Here is a 13735-nt window from a genome sequence, read left to right as displayed (position 1 = left end):
TCGATGGCCACTGCTTTACAGAGTGAGGTCCCGATCACTCTACATATCGTCTAGGGCCGCTGTCGACTCGTGGAAAACCGACGGTTGGGCAGCTTTAACCGTTCGGGAAACCCGTAAACGGCGAGAAGTCACGAGAAGGGCCCGGCGACGCAGGCGGCCCTGTCAGCAACTCGAAGCCGTGCGTACGCACCGTGCCCAAGTTCTGCCAGGACTCCTACGTTTGCCCAGCTTGGAGCGGAAAGCATGGCAACGGAAGGGGTCGTGCGTACGCACGACCCCTAAGATTTGCCACGACCATCTCGCCCAACTGGGGAAACGCACAGGCCTTGTCAGAAAAGTCGGGTTGAGCGCACGCATGAGTGGAACTTCTCGCCACCCAGAGGCCTTGATGGTCCACAGTGGCAGAGAATCCCACCCGTGCGTACGCACAACTGAGACTTGCTGACAATCACGGCCTCCAAGAGCCCCATGCCGGCAGGAAACTGCCCTCGTGCGTACGCACACCATCGCGTCTGTTGGACCGCCCCAAGAGCCCCGCCGAGAACCGCCTCCGCACCCCAAAATCCTTGATGCATCAACTTTGTGATGGCTGCCAATGCTGGCCAACGCGCTCATGCTCCGCGCTAGGTTGGAACTATTTACTTGATGCATCAACCAATGACCGAAGGTGGCCGCTGTGGAACAAGAGGGGCGCTCCCTCAACGATATGCACATGGCACTCTCCCGCGCCTGTCACGCGCAGACGAACTACCTGCGCCCGCGCATGGCGCGCCTGGGCCTTGGCCCCGGCCAGCCAAAGCTCCTCGCCTACCTGACCATACACGGCACAAGCAACCAGCACGAGATGGCACGCTACATCGAGGTGGATGACGCCGCAGTCTCGCGCATGCTCGACCTGCTCCGCCAGGCGGGCTTTGTGCGCACCACATGCGGGCAAGACCGGCGCACCAAGGTCAAGGCCGCAGAGCTCACCGCAACGGGCCACGGTGCCCTTGCTGCCTGGGACAACGTCTGTGACAACGAACAAGAAGCTATGCTCGCCGGCCTGAGCGGCGAGGAGCGCGAGACCCTCGCGGCACTCCTTGGGCGCGCCCACGCGAACCTCGCCGCCGCCAATGCCCAGGCGCAACTGCGGCCACCCCAAAAAGGAGGCCTGCGATGAGTGACCTCCACCTTGTCTCTCGCTGCCTCAAGCCCTACCGCAGGCAGTTTGCGCTTGCGGCACTCTGTGCCTTTGCCGAGGCAACGCTTGAGCTCTGCATCCCCTTTGTGATGGCAAGCATCGTCGACGTGGGCGTGACCGCCGGCGACATGGGGCTTGTCCTCTCGCTGGGCGCCCGCATGGTGGCGCTCTCCGTGTGCGCGGGCGCCTTGGGGCTTGGCTACGCGCGCTTCTCGGCCGAGGCTGCGATGGGCTTTGGTGCGGGCCTGCGCGAGGCCGAGTACGCTCACGTGCAGGAACTTGCCTTTTCGAACCTCGATGACTTTGACACGTCTTCCCTGGTCACGCGCATGACCACCGATGTCACCGTGATTCAAAACGCCCTCGTGATGGGATTCAGGCCCATGCTGAGAGGGCCAGTCATGCTCGTGTGCGGACTCATCATTGCCTGCACCATGAGCGCCAGGCTCGCTGTGGTCTTCTTTGTGATACTGCCTGCACTGGCCTGCGCCCTCGCGCTTATCGTGCACCACGTGGCACCGCTCTTTGGGGCCATGCAGCACGCAATGGACCAGCTCAACGACGCGTTGCAGGAGAATCTCGTTGCCATCCGCGCCATCAAGGCTTACGTACGAGAAGGCTATGTGGCCGAGCGCTTCGAAGGGGTCAACGCGCGCCTTGCCAACGCAGCCACGCGCACCTTTAGGACCGCAGTGATCAACACGCCCGTCTTCACGCTCTCGATGAACGTGGCCAGTGTGGCGCTCCTCTGGTTTGGCGGCCAGATGATCATGGCGGGCGAGATGGGCGTGGGCACGCTTACCGGCTTCATGAGCTACGTCCTTCTCATCATGAACTCCTTGATGATGATCTCGAACGTGTTTCTGCTGCTGGCACGTGCCATCACAAGCGTCCATCGCGTGAGCGAAGTGCTGTGCGAGACGCCCTCCATCAAGAGCCCCGCAGAGGGCATCGACCACGTGGACACAGGCGAGGTCACGTTTCGCGACGTGAGCTTCAGGTACTCTCCTACGGCTGAGAAGGACGTCCTCTCGCACGTTAGCCTGCACTTCCCCGCAGGCTCCACCATAGGCGTGCTCGGCGCCACGGGCTCGGGCAAGACCTCGCTCGTGCAGCTCATGGCGCGTCTCTACGACGCCAGCTCTGGAGGCGTCGAGGTGGGTGGCCACGACGTGCGCGCGTACGACCTCGCCGCGCTGCGCGACGGCGTGGGCATCGTGCTCCAGAAAAGCGTGCTGTTCACGGGCACCGTTCGAGAGAACCTTCACTGGGGCGACGCCACGGCCACAGACGACGAGCTGCTACGCGCCTGCCAGCTCGCCTGCGCCGACGAGTTTCTCGACCGCATCGGCGGCCTCGACGCAGACCTTGGACATGGTGGCGGCAACGTCTCTGGTGGCCAGAAGCAGCGACTCTGCATTGCTCGCACGCTGCTCAAGCACCCGCGCGTGCTGGTCTTTGACGACTCGACCTCCGCGTGCGACATGGCCACAGACGCCCGCATCCGCGAGAACCTCTCCGCACTCACGGATGTCACGAAGGTCGTGATTGCCCAGCGCGTGGCGTCGGTCATGGATGCCGACCAGATCGTGGTCCTCGAGGACGGCCACGTTCACGCCACGGGCACGCACACAGAGCTCATGCAGACCGACAACATCTACCGCGAGCTCTACGAGTCGCAGGTGGGAGGCACGGCCGAGACGGACACCACAAGCGGGACAGCCGCCGCAGGCGAGAATGCCGCGACCGCCGCCCCCAGAGCCGGAAAGGGGGCCCGCGATGAGCAATAGGGGCGGGGCACCGGCAGGCCCCAAGGACCTGCGCCACACGCTGAGGAGGTTCATCGCATACCTCGGCCACGCCCGCTGGCAGCTTCTGGCCGTGGCGGTGCTGGTATGCGCGGCGGGTGGCGCAAACCTTGCCGGAACGTACATGATCAAACCCGTCGTCGACGCCGTGGGCGCGGGAGACTGGACGCGCTTTGCCCATCTCGTTGCCCTCACCGCGGCCATCTATGCCACCGGCGTTGTCGCGAGCGTGGGCTACACCCAGACCATGGTGCGCGCGGCGCAGCGGGTGGTCTCTGACATTCGCCGCGACCTACTTGGGCACATCGAGACGCTGCCGCTCTCGTGGTTCGACCGAACGCGCAACGGCGATGTGATGAGCTACTTCACAAACGATGTGGACACCATCTCGGAGGCGCTCAACAACGGCTTTGCCAACATGGTGCAGGCAGCCGTCCAGACCGTGGGAACCATTGTGCTTCTCGTTGCCCTGGATTGGAGGCTCACGCTCATCACGCTGGCCTGCGACGCAATCATCGTGCTCTACGCGCGTTTCTCCGGCAGGCGCTCCAAGCGGCTCTTCTCGCAGCAGCAGCGCACCCTTGGCGCGCTTGACGGCTACGTGGAGGAGATGATCGCTGGGCAGAAGGTCGTGAAGGTCTTCGGCCACGAGGCCGAGAACCTCAAGGGCTTCAAGGCCTTGAACGAGGCCTTGCGCACAAGCGGTACCGGGGCCCAGGCCTACGCATCGACGATGGTGCCGGTGACGGTGGCCATCTCGTACACCAACTACGCCGTGGTAGCCGTTGTGGGCGCCTCGCTTGCCATCGCTGGGCGCATGAGCGTGGGAAGCCTTGCCAGCTACCTGGTCTTTGTTCGCCAGGCAGCCATGCCCATCAACCAGCTCACGCAGCTCGGCAACTTCATGCTCACGGCCCTTGCCGGCGCGGAGCGGGTCTTCTCCGTTATGGAGGAGCCTGCAGAGGTAGACGAGGGCACGATCACGCTCGAGCGCGTGGACGCGGCCGGTGACGCGAAGGATGACGAGAGGTGCCGCATGGCCGCCGGCGCCGCTGGCTGGCAGTGGCGCCGCGAGGACGGCAGCACGGTCCCTCTCGCCGGGGACGTGCGCTTTGGCAACGTCACCTTTGGCTACGAAGAGGGGCAGACGGTCTTGGCAAACCTGACGCTCTTTGCAAAGCCCGGGCAGAAGATCGCCTTTGTCGGCTCCACCGGCGCGGGCAAGACCACCATCACGAATCTCATCAACCGCTTTTACGACGTGCGCGGCGGCGAGATAACCTACGATGGCCTCGATGTGCGCGACATCAAGAAATCCTCGCTTCGCTCGTCTTTGGGCATCGTGCTGCAAGACACCCACCTCTTCCGCGGAAGCATCGCCGACAACATCCGCTTTGGCAGACTCGACGCCACCGACGAGGAGGTGCGCCATGCGGCGCGCGTGGCCAACGCAGACTCGTTTATCTCGCGTCTGCCACAGGGCTATGACACGCTGGTCACCGCCGATGGCGCAAACCTCAGCCAGGGACAGCGCCAGCTCATCGCCATTGCCCGCGCAGCCGTGAGCAACCCGCCCGTCCTCATTCTGGACGAGGCAACCTCGAGCGTGGACACGCGCACCGAGGCGCTTATCGCACGTGGCATGGATGCGCTCATGCGTGGCCGGACAGTCTTCGTGATTGCGCACCGGCTCTCCACCGTGCGCAACGCAAATGCGATCATGGTGCTTGAGCACGGGCGCATCGTGGAACGCGGAACCCATGACGAGCTTCTGGCGCAGCATGGCGAGTACTGGCAGCTGTGGACGGGGGCGCGCGAGCTGGAGTAGAGGCGCAGGTTGGCGCGGCGGACCATCCTCTCGCCCAGCGAACTGGGTGCCCCAGCCGGCGCACGCCAATGACGGGCGCTGACTAGTAGAGAAGCTCGACCCCGAGCTCCTCGCAACGGTCGACCCATTCCTGCGAGGGCCGCTCGTCCGTCACGAGGTAGGAGACTTCCGACAGGCTCACCAAGTCGAGGAAGGCAACGCGATCGAACTTCGTGTGGTCGGCTAGAACCGCAACCCTGTCCGCCGCCTGGATGATGGCACGCTTCACCTGTACCTCGTCCTCGTTGGAGTCGGTGACCCTTCCCGAGAGGTCGAGGGCAGCGCACCCTATGAGGGCAAGGTTGACGTGGAAGCGAAGGATCGACTGGACGGCCGTCTCGCCTTGGAACGCAAGGGTGCTGCTGTTGAACTGACCGCCGCTCGAGATGAGCTCGAAGCCCTGCTCGTTGGCATCGAGAAACGGGACGACCGAGCTCGTGACCACCTTTAGGCTCGGGGCTGCGTCCATCGCGCGCAGGACGCCGAGGGCCGTGCTGCTCGCGTCAACGGCAATAGAGGAGCATCCGTTGGCCAGGTGGGCGGCCTTCAGGGCGATGAGCTCCTTCTCATTGGATTGTCGGGAGCGGCGCTCCATGAAGCGTACGCCGCTCCTGGACACGGTGGAGTTCCAGATGGCCCCACCGTAGACCCTCGTGACAAAGCCTTGCTCCTCAAGCTTGTCCAGGTCACGTCTGACGGTCTCCTGCGTGATTCCCCAGCGGTTGCTCAGGTCAGAGACTGACACCCTGCCCTTTGAGGCATGAATGTAGCTCTTTATCTCCTCTTGTCTCTCGACGCCCCTCATCGTGGCCCCCATGCTCGCCCAAATAGCAATTTCCAACTATTATGAATAATCTAATCTACAAACTTGCACAGAGATTATTCTTGCGAAACGCAGGCGCCAATCAGATAAGTGGAGCTCGGGCACGCCGCCGCGCAAGCCTGGAGGCGCGGGGCTAGGCGTCGTACCTCTCCTTGTCGAGCGTCCCCTCCAGCTTGCTCACGATGACGGCGGTCGCCGCGTCACCCACGACGTTCATGGGCATGACACCCATGCCAGGAACGTAGTTGAGTGCGAGGACCAGGGAGTAGCCAACCAGGCACAGCGGCGTGTTGAGGCCGGCCCCGAGCATGACTACCGAGACGAGCGTCGCCCCGGCGGCGGGAATCGGCGGGGTGCCCATGGAGACCGTGATCGCAATGAGGGCGGCTGTGGCGATGAGGGCGGGCGTCATCTGGATGCCCGCAGCGGTGCCGATGAAGGTGACGGCTATTATCTGCATCGTTGTGGTCCCGTTCATGTTGATGGTCGCACCCGTAGGCAGGACGAAGCTTGCCACGTCCCTCGAGCAGCCGAGCTCGTTGACGCACGTCTCCATGTTGAGCGGCAGCGTCACCGCGGAGGACTGCGTTGCGGCACCGAACAGTGCGATCTTGGCCGACTTGCGGGCGAAGGTGATGGGGTTCAGGCGCGCGACCAGGGCGACCGCAGCTGGGTAGAGCGTAAAGGCGAGAAGGATGCACAGAAGCATCGTGGTCGCAATCCACACCGCCGCAGGGCGCAGGTAGTCGGTGCCATAGACGGCAAGACTTCTCGTGACCATGCAGAAGATGCTCAGGGGTCCGAGCTTCCCCAGAACGAAGTTGACGAAGATCTGGATCAGCTCGTTCAGGCTCTCGAGGAGGTCCTTGATCGGTTTGGCCCTCTCCCCCATCTTCGCCATGCAGACGCCCGCGACAATCCCGATGAAGCACACGGCAAGGACGGAGCCGTTGTCGGACATCGCGGTGAACATGTTCGAGGGGACGATGTTGACGATGATGGAGAGCGGGTTGTATGCGTCGACGAGCTTGGTCTCGACGACCTCGGCCTCCGGCAGGGTGACGGTGAAGCCACCTGACTGGGCGACGAGGTAGGACACGATGCCCGCGACCGTCGCGGCCGCGACGTAGAGGCAGAAGAAGGTGACGAGCATGCGCACGGCGATGCGACCGAGCCTCTCGGGCTGTGCCAGGCTGCAGATGGACAGCGCCAGGGACACGAGGACAACGGGGATGATTGCGACCTGCAGCATGTGCATGAACAACTGGCTGACTATGTAGAACAGGCCGAGCCCATTCGTGCCCGCCTCGCTGGTTATGTCGACGAACAGCGCCTGGTAAATGAGCTTCCAAACATCGCTTCCCGCACCAATCGCACCACGGAGCGCTATGAAGCCGACACCCACGAGGATGCCCAGCAGGACCGCAACGAACATCCGCTGAACGATTGTGAGCTTCTTCCTACCCTGCGACATCTCCGCCACCTCTCTGACTGTCGGATGGGGTGCGCCTCGCCCGTGAAGGTCAAGGCACACCCCACGGCGAACGAACCGTGTGGCGCCGGTGCGGCGCCGCAAAACTACTTGTCGAGCGTCTCCGCCATGTCGCGCATCTTGCGCAGGTCATCGTCGGAGATGACGATGTCGGCGGCACGGGCGTTCATGTCCACCTGGTCAGGCGCGGTCGCACCGGTGAGCAGGTTGACCTCGTCGCCCTGGTTCATGATCCAGGCGAGGCACAGCGTGGGGATGGTGCAGTCGTACTTCTCGCAGAGGGGCCTCCACTCGTCGAGCATGTCGATGACGCGCTCCATGTTGCCCGGCTGCCACCACTTCTTGTTGCCGCGCGCGTTGCCGGGCTCGGGACGGTAGCCCTTGGAGATGGCCCCGGTGAGAAGGCCCTGCTCGAGCGGCGAGTACGCCTGCATGGTGATGCGGTGCTCGCGGCACAGCGGGAGAAGGTCCCTCTCGACGCCGCGCTCGAGGACGTTGTACTTGCCTTGCACCAGGTCGAGCTCGCAGCAGCCCAGGTACTCCTCGATCTGTGGGATGCTCACGTTGGCTGCGCCGATGGCGCGAATCTTACCCTCCTTCTTCAGGTCGTTGAGCGCGCCGACGGTCTCGGGGATAGGCGTCTCGAAGGGCGGCACGGAGGGCCAGTGGGTCATGTAGAGGTCGATGTGGTCGGTGCCGAGGCGCTGTAGGGACTCCTCGACCTCGAGCTTGACCGACTCGGGCGTGAGCAGCTTGTAGAGCTGGCGGTCGCCGACCTTGTTCCAGGCGGTGCCCTTGCGGTTCCAGACGACGCCGCACTTGGTGACGAGGATGACCTTCTCGCGATCGATCCTCTTCAGGGCCTTGCCGACGATCTCCTCGGAGGCGCCGAAGTTGTAGCCGGGGGCAGTGTCGACCATGTTGATGCCCTGGTTGACCGCCTCAATGATGGTGTCGATGGCGTTCTGCTCGCTGGGGCCGCCACTCCAGGCGGGACCACCGCCGATGGCCCAGGTGCCGAGGCCCATCTTGGAGACCTGGATGCCCGAGTTGCCAAGTTCCATGTATCGCATAAACCCCTCCTTCTTGGGGCGGGGCCCACAGTGCCCCGCCAGGGACTTTTCCTAACGCGCGTTCTGCTTGCGGTACCGCTCGAGCGCCTGGTCGAAGACGACCCTGTCGGTGATTCCCGTCGTGGCCCCGACGCTCTGGATCGCGATGGAGGCGGCAACGTTGCCGTACTCTGTGCACTTGCGGACGTCTCTGCCCTCGAGGAGCCCGGTGATGAAGCCCGAGGCAAAGTTGTCACCTGCCCCGGTGGTGTCGATGGGGGTCACGCCACCCATGGCGGGTACGACCATCTGGCCGCAGTCGACACCCTTGACAAAGGCACCGGCACGCCCGATCTTGATGACGGCGTGTTTGACGCCATAGGACAAGATCTTGTCGGCGACGCCCTCGACGGTCTTCTCGCCCGTCATGGCCCGTGCCTCGTCGTTGTTGGGGAAGAAGTAGTCGACGTAGGAGAGGGCCTCGGCGATGTCGTCGAAGGTCTCGCCCAGGCGGGGCTTGATCATGTCGGCGCAGATGGTCATGCCGGCATCCCTCGCAACCTTGAAGATCCTCACGATGGCGTCGTTGTCCAGCCGCGGACTGTTGAAGAAGCTCGCCATGGACAGGACGCGCCCCCTCGGGACAAGACCGAGGCCGATGTCATCGCCGCACAGCTTCCAGAGGCTGCCGTTGCGGTTGGTGACGAACGTTCGCTCGCCGTCTGCCGTGACCAGGCCGACGTTGATGGAGGTATCAACGCCGTCGGCGCGGCGAACTCCCTCGCGGTCGATCCCCTCCCTGTCGCAGTGGCGGATGATGTAGTCGCCAACGGCGTCATTGCCAACGAGGCTGAGAAGCCCGACCCTGCCTCCCAGTCGGGAGATTATCGTCGACTCGTTGATGGCATCGCCGCCAATGGTCATCGAGATCTGCTCGAGGGGGTACGACTCGCTGTCGAAGATGTTCCTGTCGACCGGCTGCAGGGGCACGTCCACGATTGCCGCGCCGACGCAGACAACATCAAGCGTCTTGTCCATTGTGGGCTCCAGTCCTGCTCGCTACCTGAGGTCAGCCTTGTCAGCGTCGCCGAACAGCTCGATCTTGTACTTCGCACGATCCTTCACGGCCTGACGGACGGCACGCTCGAGCTCGAGGAAGGACTTGTCCGTGCTCTTCCTGATGGCACCCATGGCCGCGTCGCACAGCTCCGTGTGAATGTTGATCTTGGCAATGCCGAGCGAGATCGCGGTCTTGATGTCCTCATCACCGATGCCGGAGGCACCATGCAGGACCAGCGGCACGTCGACGGCGTCGCGGCACTTCTCGATGACGTCGAAGCTGATCTTGGGGGTGGCGCTGTAGTGGCCGTGGACGTTTCCGACGGCAACGGCGAGCGAGTCGCAGTCGGTACGCTCGACGAACTCGGCCGCCTGGCTGGGGTCGGTGTAGGCGTAGGCCGCGAGGGCCTCCTCGTAGACGGTCTCGTTGCCAACGTGGCCGAGTTCGGCCTCGACGGGAACCCCAAGAGGGTGGAAGTAGTCGACGGCCATCTTGATCTCGGCGATGTTGTCCTCGAAGGACATGGCCGAGGCGTCGCGCATGACGGAGTTCATGCCGTGGGTGTAGGCGTTCTTGATGATGTCCATGCTGCGGCCGTGATCCCAGTGGGTGATGACGGGGACCTTGGCCTCCTTGGCCATGGCAAGCATCATCCAACAGAAGTCCTCGAAGACCGTATTGCCCACGAAGCCGGTCCCGAAGGAGATGATGATGGGCGCGTTCTCCTCCTCGGCGGCGTCGATGACGCCCATGAGCATCTCGGCGTTCCAGACGTTGAAGTGCGGAATCGCGAACTGGCCGTCCTTGGCCTTGTTCTCCCAGTACTTGATGTTGGCAAGCATACTGTTCCTTCCAGGTTCGTGTCTTGTGTTTGCTGGCTGCGCAGGGAAGAGGTCTACTCGCAGCCGGGGGTCCCGGCGACCTTGACGACGCCCTTGACCATGTCGGCCTTCCTCTTGGGGTCGATGGCCTCGGTGAACGCCCGCTGGACGTCCCTGTAGTCGTAGACGTTGGTAACCATGGACTTGACGTCGAACTTCCCGCTGGCAATCGCCTCGATGGTGCGGGGGAAGTCATTGCAGTAGCGGAAGGACGTCTGGATGACGACCTCGCGGTTGATCTTGAGGAAGTCGATGGGCACGGGCTTGCTCTGGGTGCCGACCATCATGATCTTGCCACCGCGGGCGACGATCTGGATGGCCTGCTGCGCGAGGAAGCCGGAGCCCGAGCACTCGAATACGAGGTCGACGCCGTGGTCGCCGAACTTCTCGTCAGAGCGCAGGTATTTGACGATGTCGGTGCCCTTGCCGTTAATGACTTCCTTTGCGCCGAGCCTCTTGGCAAGCTTGAGCTTGGAGGGGATGACATCAACGACCGTGACGTCGGTCGCGCCGAGGCTCAGGCAGGCCTGCAGCGTCATGAGGCCAATCGTGCCGCCGCCGAGGATGACGATGTGGCTGCCGAGGCTGGCGCCACCGAGGATGGCGGCGTGCATGCCCACCGCGGCGGGCTCGACGAGCGCAGCCTCCATGGTGCTCATGCCCTCGGGGACATGGTAGGTCCACTCGGCGGGATGCACCATGTACTGGCAGAGCGCGCCGCGGTAGTTGGGCTGCGTTGCCATGAAGTCGACGTCGGGGCAGATGTTGTAGCGCCCCTCGCGGCAGTAGCCGCACGTCCCGTCGGGCACTCCGGGCTCGATGAGGACCTTGTCGCCGGGCTTGAACTCGGTGACGTCAGCGCCAACCGCGGCGACCTCTCCGGCGACCTCGTGGCCGAGGCCGATCACCTGGTTGGGGTCCTTGGGCGGAATGAAGGGGCCAAACTCGAAGCCGTGGATGTCGGAGCCGCACATGCCAACGTACTCGACCTTGAGCAGGATGTCGTTGGGGCCAGGCGTGGGGACGGGCGTCTCGCAAATCTCGAATCGCTTCGGCTCCACGAGGATTGCCTTGCTGTTCTTCATTGTGATCAACACTTCCTAGGGTCTTGTGGTCTTTGGGGTGCGCTCGTGCTACTCGACGTCACCGATGGACTCGACGGACTCCCCACGCGTCTCGATGCCCAAGGCGGCGACCGCGATCGCGATGATCACGGCGACGATGGCGAGGAGGACGAAGACGTAGCTGGAGTTGGCGGCCGCGAGCGAGGTGACCAGGAACGGGAAGAAGACGTTGCTCAGACGGCCCATGGCGTTGCAGAAGCCGGAGCCGGAGAGCTTGGCCGAGGTGGGCCACATCTCGGGCACGTAGACGGCGGACGCATAGCAGACGTACATGTAGATGACCGTGTTGAGCAGGAACGTGAGGGCGATGAGGCCGTTCATGTCGACGAGGCGAAGCTGCGTGGCAGCGCCAGTCGCAATGCCGAGGGCTGCCATGCCCGAGAGCAGCAGGACGCCCATGACCTTGCGTGGGACGCGGTCGATGACCAGCGACGCGATGAAGATGCCGAAGGGGGCGCCGAACAGGCCGAACATGGTCATGAACTGCGAGGTCGACGTATTGTAGCCAAGGCCGACGAGAAGCGACGGCATCCAGGTCATGAGTGTGTACTGGATGGTGTTCATTCCGATGAGCACCAGGGAGCCGACGATGGTGCGGCGCATCAGCTTGCCGTGGAACAGGGCGGAGTACGGAAGGCTCTTGACCTTCGCGGGCTCCTCGGTGACAGGCGGCAGGGGCTTGCCGGTGGACGCCTCAATCTCCTTCTCGATCTTGGTGAGGATGGCGTCAGCCTCTTCGACGCGACCCTGAGACTCGAGCCAACGCGGAGACTCGGGGAACTTGGAGGCGATGAGAAGCGATGCGATGATCGAGAGCGCGGAGGGAATCATGAACTGCACGCGCCAGTTCATGCTCATGGAGAGGCCCGAGCTGATGAGGATGAAGCCGATGAGGTTGGCGATGGGATGCGCCCAGTTGCCGATGAAGGAGGTGCGGCTGGACCACGTGCCGCGGTTGCGGCCGGGGACGTACTCGGTGAAGCCCGCGAACAGCACGACGAGCAGCGCACCGAGGGCGAAGCCCTGGACGAATCTGCAGACGTAGAGCACCTGGACGTTGGGTGCGAACGCGGCGCCAAGCATGACGAGGATGTGGAGCGCCTCGTACACCAGGATGGACTTCTTGCGGCCGATCCTGTCACCGATGGGGCCGCCGACCAGGGCACCGAAAAGCTGGCCCAAGGTGTAGACGGTTCCCCACATGGCGAGGAGCGTGGTGCCCGATTGGAGCCAGTGGACCTCGTTCAGAAGGATGTTCTGGACGGAGCCCGAGATTGCGTTCGACCAGCACACGAGCAGTGCGAACGCGACGATGAGCCACATCTTGACGTGCCAGCTCGAGTTGGGCAGACGATCGAGCCTCGCACCGATGTTTGCCCCCTTGATTTCGTTCATTCCTTCTCTCCGTTCTTGCCTTTGTCTGTTTCCTGCGGGGACACATCCCTACGAGCGAACGGCGTCCCTCAGTGCGGAGTTGACCTCGCCCTGCATCACGTCCCAGGCGCGCTCGATGTCAGCGTCCTTGTTCCAGAGCGCCGGGGGACCGAGTACGACCACGTCGGCGCCGGCCTCGTACAGCGGCCGGTAGACATCACCGTTCATGGAGCCGTCAGCCTCGATGAGGAAATCGAGGCCCATCTGGCGGCGCCAGTCGGCGAGCGTGCGAATCTTGTCGTACATCTGCTCGATAACCCTCTGGCCTGTGTAGCCCGCGTCAACGATCATGACCGTCACCTTCGAGAGGAGGGGCAGGTAGTGCCTGATGCCCTCGAGCGGCGCGGCGGGGTTGAGGGCGACGCCCGCCTTGCAACCCAACGAGATGATTCTGTTGATGGTCACGAACGCGTCGCTCTCGATGCAGTCTGTGTGCGGTGTGATGTAGGTCGCACCCGCCCTTGCGCACTCCTCGATAATCCACTGGGGATGCCTGACCATGAGGTGGGCGTCCATGGGGGTGGTGGTCCTCCCCTTCAGTGCGGCCATGAAGTCCGGGCCGATGCTGTAGGTCTTGACATAGTTTCCATCCTTGATGTCGATGTGGAAGAAGTCCGCGCGTCCGTCGATGAACTCGACCTGGCGTGCGAAGTCAAATAGGTCACAGCAACCCATCGACGGTACGAGCAAGAGCCTCTTTTCCATGGCGTTGCCTCCCTGTCGCTCGTGGCGAGCTGACACCCCGTGGCCGCTAGTCGAAGTCGTAGTCGTCGGCATAGTCCTTCTCGCCGAACTCCTTGGCGTCCTTGTCATCCTCGTCGTAGTGGAAGACGACCTTGACGGCGGACTTGTCGGCCATGGCCTTGAAGCCCTCGCGCCACTGGGAGAGACCCATGCGGTGCGTGATCATCGGCTGCATCATCACGGCACCGGACTTGATGAGGCGGATGCACTCACGCCAGGAGGTGGAGTCGTAGGCCTGGTGGCCGATGATGCTCTTGTTCCACTCGG

At 63.4% G+C, this 13735-nt stretch carries 11 protein-coding genes and 1 pseudogene; 3 read left to right on the top strand and 9 right to left on the bottom strand.

Annotation, left to right across the window (positions count from 1 at the left end):
- Nucleotides 1-676: 676 nt before the first annotated feature.
- From ACO59D_RS11855 to ACO59D_RS11845, 3 genes are read left to right on the top strand one after another with little or no spacing between them, the layout of a single operon-like run.
- Nucleotides 677-1162 carry a MarR family winged helix-turn-helix transcriptional regulator gene (locus ACO59D_RS11855; RefSeq protein ID WP_485127163.1) on the top strand — a complete coding sequence of 162 codons (486 nt, stop codon included), beginning with the start codon at nucleotides 677-679 and terminating at the stop codon, nucleotides 1160-1162.
- A complete protein-coding gene (locus tag ACO59D_RS11850) occupies nucleotides 1159-2973 on the top strand; it encodes an ABC transporter ATP-binding protein (protein ID WP_485127162.1) in 1815 nt (604 codons plus the stop codon). The genes ACO59D_RS11855 and ACO59D_RS11850 overlap by 4 nt, the downstream gene beginning before the upstream one ends.
- Nucleotides 2963-4819, top strand: a complete 1857-nt coding sequence (locus ACO59D_RS11845) for an ABC transporter ATP-binding protein (RefSeq protein ID WP_485127161.1) — start codon at nucleotides 2963-2965, stop codon at nucleotides 4817-4819. The genes ACO59D_RS11850 and ACO59D_RS11845 overlap by 11 nt, the downstream gene beginning before the upstream one ends.
- An 82-nt stretch (nucleotides 4820-4901) precedes the next feature.
- Here the strand turns inward: ACO59D_RS11845 and ACO59D_RS11840 are convergent, their stop codons facing one another.
- From ACO59D_RS11840 to ACO59D_RS11800, 9 genes and pseudogenes are all read right to left on the bottom strand, one after another.
- The gene (locus ACO59D_RS11840) at nucleotides 4902-5663 is read right to left on the bottom strand and encodes a DeoR/GlpR family DNA-binding transcription regulator (RefSeq protein WP_485127160.1); all 762 of its coding nucleotides are present in this window, start codon (nucleotides 5661-5663) and stop codon (nucleotides 4902-4904) included.
- Nucleotides 5664-5814: 151 nt separating this feature from the next.
- Entirely contained in the window at nucleotides 5815-7155 is a 1341-nt protein-coding gene (locus tag ACO59D_RS11835) for a dicarboxylate/amino acid:cation symporter (protein ID WP_485127159.1), read from the bottom strand.
- A gap of 104 nt (nucleotides 7156-7259) precedes the next feature.
- Entirely contained in the window at nucleotides 7260-8246 is a 987-nt protein-coding gene (locus ACO59D_RS11830) for an aldo/keto reductase (RefSeq protein WP_485127158.1), read from the bottom strand.
- A 51-nt stretch (nucleotides 8247-8297) separates the two neighbouring features.
- Nucleotides 8298-9263 carry a carbohydrate kinase family protein gene (locus tag ACO59D_RS11825; protein WP_485127157.1) on the bottom strand — a complete coding sequence of 322 codons (966 nt, stop codon included), beginning with the start codon at nucleotides 9261-9263 and terminating at the stop codon, nucleotides 8298-8300.
- Nucleotides 9264-9284: 21 nt separating this feature from the next.
- Nucleotides 9285-10127 (bottom strand): class II fructose-bisphosphate aldolase, encoded by an 843-nt coding sequence (locus ACO59D_RS11820; protein WP_485127156.1) that lies wholly within the window; start codon nucleotides 10125-10127, stop codon nucleotides 9285-9287.
- Between the two features lie 53 nt (nucleotides 10128-10180).
- Nucleotides 10181-11251, bottom strand: coding sequence for an NAD(P)-dependent alcohol dehydrogenase (locus ACO59D_RS11815; RefSeq protein ID WP_485127155.1), 1071 nt, complete (start codon nucleotides 11249-11251; stop codon nucleotides 10181-10183).
- A gap of 48 nt (nucleotides 11252-11299) precedes the next feature.
- Nucleotides 11300-12685, bottom strand: coding sequence for an MFS transporter (locus ACO59D_RS11810; protein ID WP_485127154.1), 1386 nt, complete (start codon nucleotides 12683-12685; stop codon nucleotides 11300-11302).
- A gap of 48 nt (nucleotides 12686-12733) precedes the next feature.
- Nucleotides 12734-13429 (bottom strand): beta/alpha barrel domain-containing protein, encoded by a 696-nt coding sequence (locus tag ACO59D_RS11805; RefSeq protein ID WP_485127153.1) that lies wholly within the window; start codon nucleotides 13427-13429, stop codon nucleotides 12734-12736.
- Between the two features lie 46 nt (nucleotides 13430-13475).
- Nucleotides 13476-13735, bottom strand: a pseudogene (locus ACO59D_RS11800) (hypothetical protein); the annotation flags it as partial.

This window comes from Tractidigestivibacter sp. (assembly GCF_057241865.1).
This window is presented reverse-complemented; position numbering and strand designations above follow the sequence as displayed.

What these genes read in the sequence shown, in the direction of transcription:
- ACO59D_RS11820 (WP_485127156.1), bottom strand. Translation starts at nt 10,127, where the DNA reads ATGCTTGCCAACATCAAGTACTGGGAGAACAAGGCCAAGGACGGCCAG.
- ACO59D_RS11835 (WP_485127159.1), bottom strand. Translation starts at nt 7,155, where the DNA reads ATGTCGCAGGGTAGGAAGAAGCTCACAATCGTTCAGCGGATGTTCGTT.
- ACO59D_RS11850 (WP_485127162.1), top strand. Translation starts at nt 1,159, where the DNA reads ATGAGTGACCTCCACCTTGTCTCTCGCTGCCTCAAGCCCTACCGCAGG.
- ACO59D_RS11840 (WP_485127160.1), bottom strand. Translation starts at nt 5,663, where the DNA reads ATGAGGGGCGTCGAGAGACAAGAGGAGATAAAGAGCTACATTCATGCC.
- ACO59D_RS11830 (WP_485127158.1), bottom strand. Translation starts at nt 8,246, where the DNA reads ATGCGATACATGGAACTTGGCAACTCGGGCATCCAGGTCTCCAAGATG.
- ACO59D_RS11805 (WP_485127153.1), bottom strand. Translation starts at nt 13,429, where the DNA reads ATGGAAAAGAGGCTCTTGCTCGTACCGTCGATGGGTTGCTGTGACCTA.
- ACO59D_RS11815 (WP_485127155.1), bottom strand. Translation starts at nt 11,251, where the DNA reads ATGAAGAACAGCAAGGCAATCCTCGTGGAGCCGAAGCGATTCGAGATT.
- ACO59D_RS11810 (WP_485127154.1), bottom strand. Translation starts at nt 12,685, where the DNA reads ATGAACGAAATCAAGGGGGCAAACATCGGTGCGAGGCTCGATCGTCTG.
- ACO59D_RS11845 (WP_485127161.1), top strand. Translation starts at nt 2,963, where the DNA reads ATGAGCAATAGGGGCGGGGCACCGGCAGGCCCCAAGGACCTGCGCCAC.
- ACO59D_RS11825 (WP_485127157.1), bottom strand. Translation starts at nt 9,263, where the DNA reads ATGGACAAGACGCTTGATGTTGTCTGCGTCGGCGCGGCAATCGTGGAC.